The organism is Bradyrhizobium erythrophlei (assembly GCF_900129505.1).
Taxonomy (GTDB): Bacteria; Pseudomonadota; Alphaproteobacteria; order Rhizobiales; family Xanthobacteraceae; genus Bradyrhizobium; species Bradyrhizobium erythrophlei_D.
On the sequence record NZ_LT670818.1, the window covers coordinates 1,806,881 to 1,824,534 of the forward strand.

Genomic DNA, 17,654 nt, shown 5'->3' on the forward strand with positions numbered 1-17,654 from the left:
CGAGTCACAGTTTCGGGCCGTTGGTATTATACGCTGCTGCCGTTCGGGCAGAGGGCCGTGCGCCGCGACAGCCTGACCGGCCGCCCCGATGTCGGCACCGGGCCGCTCGGCCTGATCGGCAATGTCATCTGGCTGCTGCTGGCGGGCTGGTGGCTGGCGCTCGGGCACATCGTCACCGCGGTTGTGCTGGCGGTGACCATTATCGGCATTCCCTTCGCCTGGGCGCACCTCAAGCTCGCGGGCCTGGCGCTCTGGCCGATCGGCAGGGAGATCGTCCCGGCCTAGGGCGGTGGTTCAGCCCTCATGAGCTTCGGCCGGCTGGTCGCAGGCCCAATGTGGGCGCAGCAGGACGTGCAACCCGGCCGCGAACGACAAAACGCCGATCCGACGCGTGCCCTGGCTGACCCTGATCGCCCAGTTTCGGGGGATGGAAGGATGTTCCTGAATCAGCCGCTGAATGATGCCGGCGGCGAACAGCATGGCATCGATATCGTCCGCCAACGCCGCGCCGTCATGACCATGACCGTCAATGCGCTTGACGGGATCGCACACGTGGAATCTGTAGAACGCCATGAACTAACGATGCTCCAACAGCCGCGAAGAGCTTTGACTTCGATCAAAAGGAGCCACTACTCGCAGCCGCGCAAATCAAACAGCGCCTTGAGGCCGCAGGAAGAGGTCAGCATCTTGTCACCGTCGTGCCCGACACCTTTTACATCCCACACGCTGTGGCTGGGCGCGCCGGCATCCCGGGCCGCCATCGTCGCCGCATAGGCGTGACCGCGGGCATAGCGGTACGGTCCCTCGGCCTCCGCCATGCGGCTCTTGTCGAGAGCGGGATGATTGGGGTTGGTGTCCAGCGTTCCCAGCAAATAGATCACGCGCCGCGCCACATAGGCTTGCTCCAGCGCAGCAGCCGATGGATCGGCCAGATAGGCGGGACGCGCCTCCATGCCGTACTTCCAATCGTTATAGCCGGGGCAGCTCGCGGCAATCGATGGTTCCGGTCGCTCGTTGTTGAAATACGCATAGGACGACGGATTGGCGACCACAACGCCTTGCTGCGTCAGCGCCGGCTCCCCTTTTCCCGCGATCGCGTAGCGCTGCACGACCTGCGCGCCGCCCGAATGTCCGGCCACCACGACCTGCCTGAGATTTGGGAACAGCTTTCGATCCGCCAGTCTGACCAGGATGGCGTCGATCGCCTCGAACGAACTCGCTGGTGTCGGCGCCAGCGCCGGATCGCCGCCTTCCCACCCCTCCAGCGTCCATCGCAGGGTATCGGCAGGCAGATGGTAGGCATCGACATCGACCCCGGCAAGAAATTGCGGGACGATCATGAGCGTCGTCTTGCCGGCGTCGCCGGCCGCGGCCTGCGCCGTCAAGGCGGATTTGAAATAGACATCGGCATTGCGCAGCCGTCCGTGCAGAACCAGAACCGCGCGCGTGATCTCCGGCAACGGATTGGACCAGTCGGCGGAGACGTAAAGCGGCAATGTGCCCCGGTCGCCAACCGAGATTCGCTGGTTGGCGACCTCCTTCACCGGTCGATGATGAGGCGCGTCTTCGTCCGCCGCCCGGCTGCGGGAACTCGCCAATGCGAGAACCACAAGCACGGCGCTGGCGACCACCTGCAATTTCCTCACAACGATCTCCCTTGGGTGGAACCCATCTCTCATAACCCGAGGAGACTGCTACCACAAAAGCTCCGGACTGCGATCAACTGCCTTTGGCCGGGCCCGGTTTACCAAGCGCCTGGATGGCCTCCTCGACGCTGCGAAAGGAATGATCCGGGCCGAGCAGCTCGCCGATGCCAAACCGGGCGAACGCCGCCTGCGCACGGATCGACTCCAGCCGTGCGACGGCGAAATCGATTTCATCGGCGTGACACTTACGAATGAGCTCGAGCAATATCTGCGCCGCCGTGTAGTCGATCTCGACGATGCCCGTCGCCTCCAGCACCAACAATCGCGCCGCTTGCGGCCGGGATTGCAGCGCGTCCAGCACGTCGCGCCGGAAATGATAGGCGTTGAGAAAGGACAAGGGCGCCTGAAACCCGGCGACGATGATTCCGGGCTCCTGCTCGCCGGGCAGATGCGGGCTCGGCGGCCACCAGATCGAGGTTCCGGGAACGCGTTCGAACACCACCAGCCGGGCCCGCGTCGTGCTCCAGATGCCGTGCAGCAGCGAGAGTGCTATTCCGAGTCCAACGCCCTGCTCGATCGGGAGCACGATGATCGCCGCTGCGGTCACTGCGATCAGAAAAAATTCGCCGAGCGATTGCCGGTAGATCGAAACGATCTGATTAACGCGGACGATCCGCAAGGCGACGAACATCAACACGCCGCCGAGCGCGGCGTTCGGGATTCGACCGAGCAGCGCCGCACCGAAGGCCAGGAGCGCGATCACGATCGCCGCGGCGGCGAGACCCGCGAGCTGGGAGCGTCCGCCGGTCTCGGACACGACGGCGGTACGCGGCGGGCTGGCATCGACCGGGAACGCGCCGATCAGTCCGGACAGGATACTGCCGACCCCGACTCCGATGAAGTCGCGGTCGACATCCGGCGGCTCGTCGGGACTGGAAGGAAAGGATCGCGTCGTCGCTGCCGTCTGCACCATCACCACGATCGCGATGATCAGGCTGAGCGATATCAGGCCCGGCAACCGGCCAGCCGAGATATCCGGCAGCGCAAGCGCCGGCGGCGCGGCGGAGACAGCGCCGAGAACGCTGACGCCGCGGTTCTCGAGTCCGAGCAGCACGACCGCCGCGCTCGCCAGCGCAAGCCCGATCAAGGCGCCGGGAATGCGCGCATTGACCCGCTCCGACAACGCGATGATCGCGAGCACGCCGACGCCGATCAGGAGCGTAAACGGATTGGTCTCGTTCGGATGCGTGGCGAGGCTCGCCATGCGCTGCAGCATGGCGCCGCCGGGCGCTTCGACGCCAAGGATTCCGGGCAGTTGGGAAACCAGGATGTGCACGGAAATGCCGGCGAGAAAGCCCGTCGTTACCGGTATCGAGAGCAGATCCGCGATCCAGCCCAGCCGAAAAATGCCGGCGAACAAAAGCAGCAACCCGACCATCAGCGCCAGCGACGCCGCAAGCACCAGATATTGCGGATCGCCGGAGGCGGCCAGCGCCGCCAGGCCCCCGGCAAAAATCGGCGTGATGGTCGAATCCGCGCCGCAGGACAGGAAGCGATTGCTCCCGAATATCGCGAATGCCAGCGAGCCCGCCAGAAAGGCGAAGAAACCGAGTTGCGGGGCAAACCCGCCGAGCCGGGCGGTCGCCATCTGCTCGGGGATGGCGATCGCGGCGAGTGTCAGTCCCGCGAACAGATCGCGGGCGAGGAATTGAAGGCTGTAGGATTGTAGCGAAGCGAATATGGGCCACGCCTTGCCCGTGAAAGGCGAATCCGCAGAGCCGGAATTATTGGTCATCAGCCTCGCCTCCAACGGCCCGTTCGCGTGCGATCAAATGCATCGCTTTCAGGCCGGATTCCGGGAGCGAATACCCCGCCCGGATACCGGCCCGGTTTCGTCCCGCAGTGCAAAATGGCGCATGTTTTGCTCATCATCCTGGGGTCTGGAAGAGCCCCTTAAGGCTCGGGTAACCGGATTTCCTAACGGGTTATGCCATTTGTGCATTGTATGCATGTTCCCGGGAGTAGGGAATGCGATCGGATTCCAGCATATCGGGCGCAGCTGAAATACCCGCGACCGCGGCGACCGTGCCGCATCACGCGGCCACGTCGTTGCGGCGGGGCCCCGTGCTTTGGCTTATCCTCTCCGGTGTTCTGCTGGTCGCGGCGATCTTGATCGGCACGGCGCTGATCATCGGCCAGTTCCGCGAACGCGCGCTCAGCAATGGCGAGCGCGAACTCGAAAACACCGTGCTGCTGCTCAGCCGCCACTTCGACCAGCAGTTGGGCGATCTCGAAGTTCCCCTCAACGACCTTATCGACCAGATCCACGCGGCAGGCGTGGAAACGCCTGACGCTTTCAGGCGCCAGATGTCGACGCCGGAAATGCACCTGTTGATGAAGGCCAAGGTCAGCGCGCCTACGGAACTCGCAGGCATCAACGTCTACGACTCCGAAGGGAACCTGATCAATTCATCGGTGGTGGCCGTCGTTCCAGCCGTCAACATCGCCGACCGCGCCTATTTCAACGCGCTCAAATCGGGCCCGGAGCAGCGACAGGTCGAACTGGTCCGCAGTCGCTTTTCCGGAGGCATCAGAACGGTCTTTGCCCACAGGGTGAGCGGTCCGAATGGCGAATTCCTGGGCGTTGTTTCGCGTGCGATTTCGCCTGAGAAGTTTGAAAGTTTCTTTTCATCGGTGACCCTCGGAAAGGACGCTGCCATCTCCATGTTCCATCGCGATGGAACGATGCTGGCGCGCTATCCGCACATTGATGCCATTATCGGCCATAAATTCACGTCGGCTCCGCTGTTCGCGAAGGTGGTGAAAGAGGGCGGTCGACAGACCCTGCGCGTGCGAAGTCCGATCGACAATCAGGACCGGCTTGGGTCGGCGGCCGGGTTGAGCCATTTCCCGATCGTGGTGGTCGCGACCAAGACCGTCGCGTCGGCGCTGACCGACTGGCGCGAACAAACCCGGTTCCTGATCGCTGCCGCCATCATGTCGGCGCTGGTGACCGCCTTCATCCTGTTCGTGATCATTCGGCAGATGAACCGGCAAAGCCTGGAAGCCCAGCAACGGCTGGAATCGGAGAAGCACCGGCTCGACACCGCCCTGAACAACATGACGCAGGGCCTCGTACTGTATGACGCTTCCGCACGCGTCGTCACCTTCAACCAGCGCTATCTCGACATGTACAATCTCTCGACAGACGTCGTGAAGCCGGGGTGTGGCTTCTTCGACCTGATCCTCCATCGCAAGGAAACCGGATCGTTTGACGGCGACGTCGAAGAATTCTGTTCGGAGATTCTACGCAACATCGCCGCGGGAAGAGTCAACACCACCATCATGGAGATCGCGGACGGGCGTTCGTTTCAGATCGTCAACAAGCCCCTGGTGCAGGGCGGATGGGTCGCCACGATCGAGGACATCACCGAGCGCCGCAACCTCGAACAGGAACGCGACCGCACCTCCGCATTCCTGCGCCAGATCATCGACCACATTCCGACACAGATCACCGTGAAGGACGTGCGCGACCGCCGCTATGTGCTGGCCAACCGGGTGGCCGAGCTTCAGTTCGGCCTGCCGCACGAGGCGATCGTCGGCAAGACCCCGTTCGAGCTGTTTCCGCGGGCGATCGCCGAGCAGATCGCAGCGGACGACGACATGTCGCTGCAATTCCCCGAGGGCCTGTCGCTGGACGAGCACCGCTGGGAAAGCAAGATATCGGGCAGCCTTGTCATCACCTCGAAACGGATTGGAATCCGGGATCAGGCCGGCGAGCCCCGTTACATCATCAACGTCGTCGAAGACGTCACCGAGCGTCGCCGTGCCGACGAGAAGATCGCGCATCTGGCGCATTATGACGCGCTGACGGACCTGCCAAACCGCGTGCTGTTCCGCGAACGGATCGAACATGAACTGCAGCGAACCAGCCGGGGCAATCAATTCGCCCTGCTCTATATCGACGTCGACGAGTTCAAGGGCATCAACGATTCGCTCGGACATCATGTCGGCGACGAACTCTTGAAGGCGGTGGCCTCGCGGATCAAAAGCTGCATCCGGGATACCGACCACGTCGCGCGGCTCGGCGGCGACGAGTTCGCGGTCATCCAGACCGACGTCGCCGACATCCACGACGTCGTGGAATTCGTGACGCGCATTCATGAGGCGATCCGGCAGCCCCATGAATGCCTCGGCCATCACCTCACCACCGATGCCAGCATCGGCATTGCCATGGCGCCGCAGGACGGCACCGACCTCGACCAGTTGATCAAGAACGCCGATCTGGCGATGTACGGCGCCAAGTCGAACGGCCGCCGCACCTACCGCTTCTTCGAGCCGGCGATGGACGCCCGCGCCAAGGCGCGGCTTACCCTTGAACGGGACCTGCGCCAGGCGCTGATGGACGGCGGCTTCGAGATCCACTACCAGCCGCTGGTCGATCTCAACCGCGACGAGGTCACCGGCTGCGAGGCGCTGTTGCGCTGGCGCCATCCGGAGCGCGGCATGATCTCGCCGGCCGATTTCATCCCCGTCGCGGAAGACACCGGCCTGATTGTCGAGCTCGGCGAATGGGTGCTGCGAACCGCCTGCGCCGAGGCGGCGACCTGGCCGGAGCATATCCGGGTCTCGGTCAACGTCTCGCCGGTCCAGCTGAAATGTCCGACCCTGGCGCTGAAGATCGCCGGCGCGCTCGCGGATTCCGGCCTTGCCGCGAACCGGCTCGAGCTGGAGATCACCGAGGCGGTGCTGATCCACGACGACGAGACCGCGCTTTCCATCCTGCATCAGCTTCGCGCCATCGGCATCCGCATCGCGCTGGACGATTTCGGCACCGGTTATTCCTCGCTGAGCTATCTGAAACGTTTCCCCTTCGACAAGATCAAGATCGACCGCTGCTTCATCAGCGACGTCGCCGAGCCCGGCGGCTCGTCGGCCATCGTCCAGGCGGTGGTGAACATCGCGGCCTCCCGCAGCATGACCACGACCGCGGAAGGCGTCGAAACGCTTGAGCAAAAGCAAATGCTGTGCGTGCTCGGCTGCACCGAGATGCAGGGTTATCTGTTCAGCGCCGCGAAGCCCGACGCCGAGGTGCGGCGCCTGTTCGGCCCGCGCCAGCAGATGACGTCGGCCGTGGCCTGATTTCTACGCTGCCAATCTGCCGCGATTGTTTTCGGCCAGGATCGGGCGCACCAGCCGGCCGAAGCGCTCGGCCTCCTCGTCGTGCAGATAGCCGGACAGGCAGAACGAATGGCAGCCGGCATCGATGAATTGCTGCAGCGTACCGGCGCATTGTGCGGGGTTGCCGACGACGGCGATGCCGGCGCCGGGCCGGACCTTGGTGATGCCGGTCCATAGATGCGGCAGCAACAGGTCGCCATGCTCGCGCGCGAGTTGCTGCACGCGCAGATTGGCCTCGGACTTGCTGTAGAGCGTCTTCATCTCCTGCTTCTGCCGCTCGGTCGCGTCGCGCACCAAAATGTCGGCGGCCTCCCACGCGTCCCGTTCGTCCTCGCGGCAGATCACCTGCAGCCGCATGCCGAAGCCGATTGAGTCCTCGCGGCCATGGACCTTCGCCATCTCCCGGATCTCGGCGATATTCGCGGCGATCCGCTCCGGCAGGTCGCCCCAGAACAAATGCACGTCGGAATGCTTCGCCGACATTTCCCAGGCCTGCCGCGAGCCGCCGCCGAGATAGAATTTCGGAAACGGCTGCTGCAGCGGCCGCGGCCGGATATGCGCGCCGGACAGCGTGTGGAATTTACCCTCGAAATGCACCGGTCCGCGCGTGGTCCATAGCGCCTTGAGGATCGAAACCTCCTCCTCCATCAGCGCGTAGCGCTCTTCCTTAGCGTAGCGGACCCCCTCGCCCTCGACTTCGCTTTCGTTCTGGCCCGCGATCAGATTGATGCAGATGCGCCCGCCCGACATCTGGTCGAAGGTCGAGATCATCTTCGCCAGCAGCACCGGATTGATGTAGCCGGGCCGGGCGGCGATCAGCGGCTTTATCTTCGACGAACGCGCCGCCATGAAGGCCCCGGTGATCCAGGCCTCCCAGCACACCGAGCCGACCGGGATCAGCAGATATTCGAACCCGGCTTGCTCTGCCGCCTGCACCACGCGGTCGCACAATTCGGGCGAGCCCGCCACCTGGGCCGCAGCCACGCCATAGGCCGTGGTGTCACCATGCGTGGGCAGATACCAGCCGAATTCCAGCGGACGCATGGACGTTCTCTCCCTGAAAGGCGGCTTTACCGCGCGGTTTTCCTTAAAGAGCCAGTTTCCTTAAAGAGCCAGTCTACAGGCCGCGCCTGGCGGAACAATCGCCGCCGCGCGGGAAAGGAAAATCCGGGGGTGCCTTCGGCGGAAATCGCCTTCTGTCGGCGCAAAAAGCCTCATTTCGCGGCGACAGCCGCTCCCGATAGGCTTCCATCCCCAGCCGGACGTCCCGGTCTTCGACCCATTCTCCGCCCTCGTCCATGACACCCGCCTCCAGCATCGCGGCAGCGCACGGCCAATGCAGCTCGACCCAGCGGGGAATATCGGCCGCCGGCATGCCGCTGCGGCGGCAGATGCGCTCGGCCATCTCGCGGGCCAACGGTTCGATGTTGGAGGTCATGATCTCGGAGGTCTTGGATCGTCGCAAAATGCCTGGTTTCGGCCCGAAATCCCTCTAGCCTGGGACATTGCCGAAAGCAGGGCAATCGGCTAGATCAACCGGTAACGCACCCGTAGCTCAGCTGGATAGAGCGTTGCCCTCCGAAGGCAAAGGTCACACGTTCGAATCGTGTCGGGTGCGCCAGTTTTCCCTTTTTTTACAGCGCGATATGTACGCCCGGACTAAAGCTCCGGCTCTGCCTCATTCGAGCGAGTAAGCAATCTGCAGGAATCGTCAACGAATACCGATAGCCTGGCAACTCGGTGGCGCTTACCCCAGCGAGTTCAGAGGGCATTTGTTGTGACACTCGACGCCATTTCCGACGAACAGGGCACCGGCATCAATCGCTGCCAATTACCGCCTGTCATGGCAGACCCCGAAGCTTGGCAACGTCCTCCGGCGTGATCGCCGAGTGCTGCGCGCCGAAGCGTGCGGTGACGTAGTTGGCAACGGCTGCGATCTCAGAATCCGAATATGCGCCGCCAAAAGCGGGCATAAATGCGCGGCCAGCGGGAGTTCGCCTCTCCGCGCCTGAAATAATGACCTGCGCGACATTGATTGCGGTCGGGTCGTTCACGGCGCGGGCGCCCGTCAGCGTCGCGAAGGGGGTGAGCTTACTGACGCCCGTCCAACTATGACAGCTTGCGCAGGTTCCTTCGAAAACGGCTTTGCCGAGCGGGTCGACGTTCGCCGCGACACTTTGCCGGTGATCGGCAGACGCCGGCGTCTGCTTTGGCGCGGGCAAGTCCGGGGTTGAGATCGCCGGCACCGATCGCAGATAGACGACCATTGCGGCGATGTCGCTTTGCGTGAGTTTGCTGAGGCTCTTGTCCACCGCCTCGGCCATGGGGCCAGCCGACGTGCCGTGGCCATTGGCATGCCCAATGGCAAGATACTGGGACAGTTCGGTATTACTGAACGCGCCCACACCGCTGTCGCGGTCATTGGTGATGTTATAGGCACGCCAGCCCGCTGCTATGGCGCCGACGAATTTTTGTCTGTTGTCCAGCGCCTGGAAGAGATCGCGTGGCGTGTGACATTCCCCGCAGTGTCCCAGGGCTTCCGCGAGATAGGCGCCGCGATTCCAATCGGCACTCTGTGCTATATTCGGTTCGAAGCGCTGGTCCGGATTGAACAGGAATGACCAAATGCCCATCAGCCAACGTTCGTTAAATGGGAATATCAGCGTATCGTCGCGCGGCGGTGCATGAACCGGCTTGAGACTGAAGAGATACGCCTTGATCGCGAGCGCATCCGAATCGGAGATTAACGTGTAGCTCGCAAACGGCATTGCTGGATAAAGGTGCCTGCCCTCCCGATCAATTCCGCTGTGAAGCGCTTTCAGGAAATCCGCATCGCTATATTGGCCGACACCCGTTTCCGGGTCAGGTGTGATGTTCGTCGAGTAAAGCGTCCCGAAGGGCAGGACGAAAGCCAGACCTCCCGCGAACGGCGTGCCACCGGGCGCCGTGTGGCAGGCTTCGCAGTCCGCGGCGCGCGCCAGGTACTGGCCGCGCTCCACGAGATTGGCGTTCGCGAGTTCCGCAGGCACACCGGTCGGATTGGGCCCGTGACTGTCGGCGATCCGCACGCGTGTGCCGCCCGCAAAATCCATCGGACCCGGGCCGAGCACGATCCACAAAAACCCGGCGAGCGCTACACCGACGACCACGCAGGGGATGATGTACCAGCACTTGTTTACAGCCCGCTTCATGTGCGTTTGAGATCATTTGAGTTGATGGGTAGCGCGCGGAGTCGCTTTCCGGTGGCGGCAAATATCGCGTTCACGACGGCAGGCGCGACACACGGAACGGCCAATTCGCCGACGCCGCCCGGCTCCTCGCTGCTGTCGACAAGCGAGATATCCAGCGGCGGCATTTCGTCGATGCGCAGCGCCCGGTAGTCGTGGAAGTTGCTCTGCTCGACACGCCCGTTCTTCAGCGTTATCTGGCCGTACAGGGCGGCAGATAGTCCGTAGACGATGCCGCTCTGCATCTGGGCAACGATGGTGTCCGGGTTGATGGCGCGTCCGCAGTCGGCGACGCAGACAATCCGCTTGACCGTTACATCCCCAGTTGGCGTCACGGAGACCTCCGCGACGTTCGCGACGTAGCTGCCGAAGGCAAAGGCCAGCGCAACACCCCGGCCACTGCCGGCGGGCAGCGGATTCCCCCACTTCGCGAGACGCGCGGCACGTTCCAGAACGACGCTCGCCCGCGGATGCTCAGCCAGCAAATCCGCGCGATAGCGGACCGGGTCCTGCTTGGCGGTAGAGGCGAGCTCATCGATGAAACCTTCAACCACAAAGGTGTTGCGCGTCGGTCCGACCCCACGCCACCATCCCGTGTTAATCGCCGGCGACTCCTGTCGTACGTAGTCGATAAAAACGTCGGGAAAGGTGTACGGGCCATACGCGCCCTCGACCGCGTCCCCATCAAGGCCGCCCTTGAAGAACTGAGGCATCCAACGCGCGGTAGTCGACGAGCCGACCACGCGGTGCGACCAGGCGAGTGGTCTTCCTGATGGATCCAATCCTGCGGATAGAACATGGTAGTAGTAGGGACGGTAGAAGTCGTGCTGGACATCTTCCTCCCGGCTCCAAATGATTTTGACCGGGCGGTCAACCTTCTGCGCGATGCGCACCGCCTGCTCGACGACATCGGCCTCAACACGGCGGCCGAAGCCGCCCCCGAGGAATTGGTTGTGTACCTCCACCGCCTCCAGCGGCAGGCCAGTGATCTTCGCCGCGGCCGACTGCACCCGCGTTGCGGCTTGGGTACCCAGCCAGAGCTCGCATCTATCCCGATGGAGCGCCACGGTGCAGTTCATGGGCTCCATCGTCGTATGAGCAAGCAGGGGGTTTTGATACACGGCGTCCACGCGCGTCGCGGCCGCAGCCAGCGACACCGCCACGTCGCCTTTTTGCGTGGCGATGACACCTTTGCGTTTGGAAGCCGCCGCGAGTTCCGCAGTCAGTGTCTCCGTGGAATACTCGCCTTGCGGACTTGCGTCCCAACTAATGTCCAGCAGCGAAAGCCCCTTGCGGGTCGCCCCTGTATGCTCGCCGACAACTGCGACCACGTCATCGAGCACGACAATTTGCGTGACTCCCCTCACTGCCTTGGCCTTGCTGTCATCAACCTCGACGACTCGACCGCCCTTGACCGGTGAACTCGCCACCGAGGCAACAAGCAGGCCCGGGATCTGTGTATCAATGCCAAACACCGCAACGCCCGTGGACTTGGCAACCGTATCGACGCGCGGGATCGACTTTCCGATGAGCTTGAACTGAGCCGGGTCCTTCAATGACACTTTCTCTGGTACGGGCATGATCGCGGCCATTGCGGCCAGGGCGCCGTAGCTAAGCTTGCGGCCGCTGGGCGGGTGCGACACATCTCCATTCTCAGCGCAGCAACTATCGGCGGGCACTTTCCAGGTGGCGGCCGCTGCGGAGACGAGCATCGTTCGGGCAGTCGCGCCGGCCATGCGGAGCGGAGTCCAAGTCACCCGCACAGACAACGAGGCCCCAGTTGTCTGAGTACCCAGGATGGGATTGGCGTAGAGCTTCTCGTCCGCAGGCGCGTGTTCAACGACTACTTTCGGCATCGGAACGTCGAGTTCTTCGGCGATCAGCATGGTCAGCGCCGTGTAGATACCCTGGCCCATTTCCACATAAGGGATGATGACCGAGATCTTGCCTTCGCTTGTCACCCGAATAAAGCCATTAGGCTCAAAAGTAACACTCGCAGGATTTTCGGTCACAGCAGCTCGGCTACCCGTGACTGGAAAGATGAACGGGACGACAAGCCCACCGCCCAATGCAATGCTTTGGGAGAGAAAGGAGCGGCGGGTTAGTCCAGAAGAAACCGCGACTTCGGCTGCAGTGGTGACGGTCGACTCCATGATCATCTCTCCGTGAATGAGCGTGCGGCAGCGGCGGGATCGGCTGCGGCTTTAATGGCTTCGCGGATTCGGGTGTAGGTGCCACATCGACAGATGTTGCCGGCCATAGCAGCGTCGATGTCTGCATCGTCTGGGTGCGGCGTATCGGCAAGCAATGCGGCCGCCGACATCAATTGTCCCGACTGGCAGTATCCGCATTGCGGCACTTCGTGCCTGATCCACGCGGTCTGCAGCCGTCGACCCACCGGTGTCGCGCCCAGCGCCTCGATCGTTGTGACAGATTTGCCTTTGACGCCGCTGATTGGCAAAAGGCATGAGCGTGTTGCGACGCCGTCAACGTGGACGGTACAGGCGCCGCACAACGCCGCGCCGCAGCCAAACTTTGTACCCATCATACCGAGCACATCGCGAAGCACCCAGAGCAACGGCGTGTCATCGTCGACATCGAGAGTGTGAGTTCTGCCGTTGATTGTCACCATAGGGCGTGAAGCCGAGTCTTCTGATGAAGTCACTTGGTCCATCCTTTTCACGGGCGATCTTTACTCTCGTTCCGGTCTTTAGTTGCCTTCCGAACAAGACGTTCGCGAATTCCTCTAAGCGGCAGGCTCCCGGTGCCGGACGTCACGCCGGTGAAACGCGCGCTTGTTTTCATCGACTGTCACGCCGAAGCCGGGGCCCGTGGGACTGTGAGCTGGAAATCGCGATAGACCGTCGGAGTCACCACGATGGTGTCCTATAACAGCAGTGGACCGAGCAATTGGCAAACCCAGCGCAAGGTCGGGAGTGTGGAGAATAGCTGCGCCGAAGCGGCGGTCCCTACGCCGCTTTCCATCATACCGCCGCCGAAAAAGCGAGATGCCGGCGGACTCCGCGACCGCTGCCACTTTGCGCGTATTGGTGAAACCACCATGCTTGGTTACCTTGAGTGAGAAGGCGTCGACGGCCCCTAAGCGCGCGAAGGCGAACGCGTCCTCGACTGTCTCGAGCGGCTCGTCCGCCATGATCGGTACGGTGATCTTCGCCATCGCGAGTTTGTGAGGCCGGATTGTCAGCAGATTGCAGGGGATTGCCTCGATCGAAGTGATTTTCATGAAGCTTAGTCCTTTTCCATTGGTAGCAAGCGCGCGGTTCCCTCTTGCCGAATGCTCAGGAGGCGCGATCAAGAATTGCTCCGTCGGGTGGCCTCGAATAAAAACCATGTGCGCCGCTCGGCTTGATCGACCCAATTTTCCAACAGGCTTGCACTGGCAACATCGCCATGCTCGTCGCAAAGGCCATGCGTTTCGCGCAGGTTGGTCGCCAATTGCTTGTTGTCGTCGCGCAGTTCGGCGAGCATGTCCAAGGGCGTAACGTAATCGGCGTCGTTATCCAGAAAACGTTGCAAACAGCCAATGTGGCCGATCGAACGCAGCGTCGTTCCGCCGATCTTGCGAACGCGCTCAGCGATTGCGTCTGTGGTGGCGAAGATTTGCTCGGCATGTTCGTCGAGCAAAAGATGATAGTCGCGGAAATGTGGTCCCGACATATGCCAATGAAAGTTCTTCGCTTTCAGATACAGCGCGAACATGTCCGCTAGAAGAATATTGAGAGCACCTGATATGTCCCGAACTGCGTTTGATCCGAGGTCTGTTGGCGTTTCAAGCGAGGCGATCTGCAAAGCTTTGGCATCGCGAACGTTCATTTGTCATCTCCTTCCAAGTTATCGCAACTCTCGTGTAAATCTGCCGCTACGCTCGGCCATCAGTGCGTGCATTGGGGGACGCTCGCACAGAGGCCGAACGCGTGCGGCGGACCCTAGGCAGCCCTGCGCGCTTCCTTGCGTTCGATGAACGCGAGCAGATCGGCGCTCACCTCGTCCTTGTGCGTCGTGCACAGACCATGTGGGGCGCCCTTGTAGACCTTCAGAGTTGCGCCCTTGATGAGCTCGGACTGGAGCTGGCCGGCATCGGCGAATGGCACGATCTGGTCGTCGTCGCCCTGAATGACGAGCGTTGGCACGTCGAACTTCTTCAAGTCCTCGGTTTGATCCGTCTCCGAGAACGCCTGAATGCAGAAGTATGCGGCAGGGAAGCCCGCCATCATGCCTTGCAGCCAGAACGACTCGCGCACGCCTTCCGAGACCTTCGCCCCTGGGCGGTTGTAGCCGTAGAACGCCAGGCTGAGATCCTTCCAGAACTGCGAACGGTCGGCGACGACGCCGGAGCGAAGGCCGTCAAACACCGTGATCGGCAGGCCGCCCGGGTTGGCGGACGTCTTCAGCATCAGAGGCGGTACCGAGGCGATCAGCACGGCCTTGGCCACGCGCTTCGTGCCGTGGCGGCCAATATAGCGGGCGACTTCACCACCGCCCGTCGAGTGGCCGACATGAATGGCATTCTTGAGGTCGAGCTTCTGGACGAGCTCTGCGAGGTCGTCGGCGTAAGTATCCATGTCGTTGCCGGTCCACGGCTGGCTCGACCGTCCGTGGCCACGCCGGTCGTGCGCGATGCAGCGATAGCCGCGGGATGCGAGGTAAAACATTTGGTCTTCGAATGCATCCGAGGAGAGAGGCCAGCCGTGGCTAAAGACCACCGGCTGCCCGGAGCCCCAATCTTTGTAGTAAATCTGCGTGCCGTCTTTAGTTGTGAAGGTACTCATGGTTCGGTTTCCTTTCGTTAGGTCGGAATGGGAGGTGTTTGCCTGCTCGGAAGTTGCAGCCATCACAACTGCCGGCAGGCTCGCGGCAGCGGCAACGCCAGCGCTGCCGATCAGAAACCGACGGCGAGATGGAGAAGGAGGCGCTGTTGGGGCGATAGCTGAAATGTCGAGTTTGGTGAGTGTGATAGTCGACATCGTAGATCTCCTTACAAACAAAGCGACGATCTGGAGCGGACATTTCCTTAGTCAGCGATGAGCGCGCGCCCGTTGCGATAAGGGGGATAGTCGACATATCCTCCGGCGCCGCCACCGTAGTAAGTTTCGCGCTCCGGTTCGGCGAGCGGCCAGCCGTTCCTGAGCCGCGCAACCAGATCGGGGTTGGCGATGAACGGTTGACCAAAGGCGGCGAGGTCGATCGTGCCAGAAGCGATCAATTCGTTTGCTTTCGCCAGCGTTTGGCCGCCGGCCAGGATCAGCGCACCCTTGTCGAACGTCGGCCGCAGTTTGCGCAGTAGGTTGTGCACCCTATCGCTGACCCCACCGGGCATCGAGGCCACCCGGAATCCGGACTGGTCCATGAAATGGATGTAGGCGATCCTTCGGTCCGCGAGTTCGCGGCCGAGTTGGAGATAGGTCTGCTCGGCGTCAGGATAGGGCGGCATGTCGGAGATCTGACCGAAGGGGGAGAAACGGATGCCGACCCGCTGCGAGCCGATCCGGGCGTTGACCGCGTCCACCACCTCCAATGTGAATCTGAGGCGGTTTTCCATGAGGTCGGCGGAATAGCGGTCCGTCCGGTCGTTCACGAGCGGGTTCAAGAACTGCTCGAAGAGATATCCGTTCGCCGCGTGCAACTCGACGCCGTCGAACCCTGCCGCGACCGCGTTGTCGGCCGCGATCGCAAAATCCTCGACCACCCGACCGACTTCCGTCGCGGTCAGCGCATATGGAGCCGAGACGGGAAGGAAGCGCGGCCGGCCCTCTTCGTCGTAGCCGAAGGCCATGGCGCCTCGCGCGATCCGGTCCGTCGCGCTAACCGGCTGGCGGCCCTTCTCCTGGATTGAGAAGTGAGATACGCGCCCGACGTGCCACAGCTGCGCGAAGATGCGGCCTCCCGCGCTGTGTACCGAGCGCGTCACCTTGCGCCAACCGGCGATCTGGTCCGACAAAAAGATTCCCGGGTTGAAGACATAACCCTGACCCTGACGGGAAATCGGCGTTCCTTCGGAGATGATCAGTCCGGCCGTCGAACGCTGGGCATAGTAGAGCGCGATGAGTTCGTCCGCGGCATCGTGTTTTGCGCGCGCCCGGGTGAGTGGCGCCATAACAATGCGGTTAGGGAGCAGGAGACCGGAAAGATCGTAGCTGTCGAAGAGATCGGACATGGGAGCAGCTTCCTTCGGATTGGCCGCCTCTCGGCTGACCGCTTCCGGCTAGATGGCACAGCCGATCCGGGAGATCTACCAACCGAGCTGTCCTCACTTTGCGGACCAAGCGTCCGCAATCATTGATCTGGCTTCGTGGAGCACGCTTAGATCCTTCAACAGATCACGGTCGTGCGGTACCGACTTCCCACCATCCCTGATGTCCGATGCCTGTCGGCGAACTGTACGAGGCCACCGATCTCTTGGCTTGGCTCGCGAGTGGAAAATGGCCGTATGACCGCCCAGACTATCTGTATTGATGGGGGGGCCGCTGTGGAGATTCAGTATGGTGATTGCTAAGATTTTTTTGCAAAACGAGTGGTTCTATTCAGCGATCAAGCGCGCCCACACCTCACGCTATTTATGCGCTCTCTCAAGCGGTAGATATTCGCTCATGAAATCGATGAACGCCCGCAGCTTGGGGGTGATTTGCCTTCCGGACGGCCATAGCAGCCGGAAGGTGTTTTGCTCGGTCGTGTATTCGTCCAGAACCGTCACCAACGCACCCGTATCAAGGGCGGCCCGCACCGAAAACTCGGACATGTAGGCGATGCCCAAGCCTTCGAGCGCGAAGCAAAGGCGGGCCTCGTTGGAATTGCACGTCAGCTTGGTCGCGAATTGCGGTTCTGATTCGTTAGGTCCTCGCCGTAATTGCCAGCGTTGCAATTTGCCGGTGTCGGGCATTCGAAACTGAATGCAGGCGTGCGCGGAAAGCTCGCCCGGGTGCATGGGTTTTCCGCGGCGCTCGAAATAGCCGGGCGCGCCGACGAGTAGCATGCGGAAGTGGCCAAGCAGCCGGGATTTCAAACGAGAATCCTCGATCTCACCACTGCGCACGACAGCATCGAAGCCTTCCTCGATCACATCGACCTTCCGGTTGTCGAATTCAACATCGAGTTCGACCTCAGGATAGCGTCTCTGAAACTCGGCGAGTGCCGGAAGGAAGGGATCCCCGACCAATGGCAATCCGATGCGCAGCCGTCCCTTCGGCACTGTTGATACCTGAGACAGCTCCGCCTCCGCGGCATCGAACTCGCCCAGAATGCGACGAGCCCGTTCGAGGAACATTTCGCCTTCGGCCGTCAGCGTGACGCTGCGGGTGCTTCGATGAAACAACCTCACGCCCAGGTTCTCTTCCAACCGACTCACGCTCTTGCCGATGCCGGAGGCCGAAATACCGAGAATACGGCCGGCAGCCACAAAGCTGCGCGTTTCGGCCGCTTGAACGAAAACATTGAGCGCAAGGCTATCCATGGCAGCACGCGCTTTCCGGACACATCGTCCACTCTATGAGGATTGTTACCCCAGTTAATTGATACGCGGAAGGACGCTATCTCCGTTTTCAGGTCACTCAAGGGTGGCCAAGCAGCTAGCAAATCAAAGATT

Annotated in this window: 14 protein-coding genes, 1 tRNA gene and 1 pseudogene; 3 read left to right on the plus strand and 13 right to left on the minus strand. The window is 61.9% G+C overall.

Going from position 1 to position 17,654, the window contains the following annotated elements:
* Nucleotides 1–27 precede the first annotated feature (27 nt).
* Nucleotides 28–285: pseudogene (locus tag B5525_RS08480) on the plus strand (YccF domain-containing protein); the annotation flags it as partial.
* Nucleotides 286–294: 9 nt separating this feature from the next.
* Here the strand turns inward: B5525_RS08480 and B5525_RS08485 are convergent.
* From B5525_RS08485 to B5525_RS08495, 3 genes are all read right to left on the minus strand, one after another.
* Nucleotides 295–573 carry a hypothetical protein gene (locus B5525_RS08485; protein WP_079565598.1) on the minus strand — a complete coding sequence of 93 codons (279 nt, stop codon included), beginning with the start codon at nucleotides 571–573 and terminating at the stop codon, nucleotides 295–297.
* Between the two features lie 56 nt (nucleotides 574–629).
* Complete coding sequence (locus B5525_RS08490; RefSeq protein ID WP_079565599.1) at nucleotides 630–1,637, minus strand: alpha/beta fold hydrolase; 1,008 nt, start codon at nucleotides 1,635–1,637, stop codon at nucleotides 630–632.
* A gap of 82 nt (nucleotides 1,638–1,719) precedes the next feature.
* On the minus strand, nucleotides 1,720–3,441 hold the full coding sequence (locus tag B5525_RS08495) for a SulP family inorganic anion transporter (protein WP_079573105.1): 1,722 nt from the start codon (nucleotides 3,439–3,441) through the stop codon (nucleotides 1,720–1,722).
* 233 nt (nucleotides 3,442–3,674) lie between these two features.
* Here B5525_RS08495 and B5525_RS08500 point away from each other — a divergent pair, with 233 nt between their 5' ends.
* On the plus strand, nucleotides 3,675–6,788 hold the full coding sequence (locus B5525_RS08500; RefSeq protein WP_079565600.1) for a bifunctional diguanylate cyclase/phosphodiesterase: 3,114 nt from the start codon (nucleotides 3,675–3,677) through the stop codon (nucleotides 6,786–6,788).
* Nucleotides 6,789–6,791: 3 nt separating this feature from the next.
* Here the strand turns inward: B5525_RS08500 and B5525_RS08505 are convergent, their stop codons facing one another.
* Nucleotides 6,792–7,871, minus strand: a complete 1,080-nt coding sequence (locus B5525_RS08505; protein WP_079565601.1) for an LLM class flavin-dependent oxidoreductase — start codon at nucleotides 7,869–7,871, stop codon at nucleotides 6,792–6,794.
* A 73-nt stretch (nucleotides 7,872–7,944) separates the two neighbouring features.
* Nucleotides 7,945–8,265 carry a hypothetical protein gene (locus B5525_RS08510; protein ID WP_197687905.1) on the minus strand — a complete coding sequence of 107 codons (321 nt, stop codon included), beginning with the start codon at nucleotides 8,263–8,265 and terminating at the stop codon, nucleotides 7,945–7,947.
* A gap of 106 nt (nucleotides 8,266–8,371) precedes the next feature.
* On the opposite strand from B5525_RS08510, the gene B5525_RS08515 reads away from it, so the two are divergent.
* Nucleotides 8,372–8,448, plus strand: a tRNA-Arg gene (locus tag B5525_RS08515).
* A 220-nt stretch (nucleotides 8,449–8,668) separates the two neighbouring features.
* Here B5525_RS08515 and B5525_RS08520 read toward each other — a convergent pair.
* The 8 genes from B5525_RS08520 to B5525_RS08555 form a co-directional block, all read right to left on the minus strand.
* Nucleotides 8,669–10,018: a c-type cytochrome gene (locus B5525_RS08520; RefSeq protein WP_079565602.1), complete on the minus strand. Its 1,350-nt coding sequence runs from the start codon at nucleotides 10,016–10,018 to the stop codon at nucleotides 8,669–8,671.
* Complete coding sequence (locus B5525_RS08525) at nucleotides 10,015–12,207, minus strand: xanthine dehydrogenase family protein molybdopterin-binding subunit (RefSeq protein WP_338075273.1); 2,193 nt, start codon at nucleotides 12,205–12,207, stop codon at nucleotides 10,015–10,017. The genes B5525_RS08520 and B5525_RS08525 overlap by 4 nt, the downstream gene beginning before the upstream one ends.
* Nucleotides 12,208–12,209: 2 nt before the next feature.
* Nucleotides 12,210–12,728: a (2Fe-2S)-binding protein gene (locus B5525_RS08530; RefSeq protein WP_276328843.1), complete on the minus strand. Its 519-nt coding sequence runs from the start codon at nucleotides 12,726–12,728 to the stop codon at nucleotides 12,210–12,212.
* 72 nt (nucleotides 12,729–12,800) lie between these two features.
* Entirely contained in the window at nucleotides 12,801–13,298 is a 498-nt protein-coding gene (locus tag B5525_RS08535; protein ID WP_172899832.1) for an enolase C-terminal domain-like protein, read from the minus strand.
* Nucleotides 13,299–13,366: 68 nt separating this feature from the next.
* Nucleotides 13,367–13,888, minus strand: a complete 522-nt coding sequence (locus B5525_RS08540; RefSeq protein WP_079565606.1) for a Dps family protein — start codon at nucleotides 13,886–13,888, stop codon at nucleotides 13,367–13,369.
* Nucleotides 13,889–14,001: 113 nt separating this feature from the next.
* A complete protein-coding gene (locus B5525_RS08545) occupies nucleotides 14,002–14,844 on the minus strand; it encodes an alpha/beta fold hydrolase (protein WP_079565607.1) in 843 nt (280 codons plus the stop codon).
* Between the two features lie 242 nt (nucleotides 14,845–15,086).
* Nucleotides 15,087–16,229 carry an alkene reductase gene (locus B5525_RS08550; protein WP_079565608.1) on the minus strand — a complete coding sequence of 381 codons (1,143 nt, stop codon included), beginning with the start codon at nucleotides 16,227–16,229 and terminating at the stop codon, nucleotides 15,087–15,089.
* 396 nt (nucleotides 16,230–16,625) lie between these two features.
* Nucleotides 16,626–17,522 carry a LysR family transcriptional regulator gene (locus tag B5525_RS08555; RefSeq protein WP_079565609.1) on the minus strand — a complete coding sequence of 299 codons (897 nt, stop codon included), beginning with the start codon at nucleotides 17,520–17,522 and terminating at the stop codon, nucleotides 16,626–16,628.
* Nucleotides 17,523–17,654: the final 132 nt, after the last annotated feature.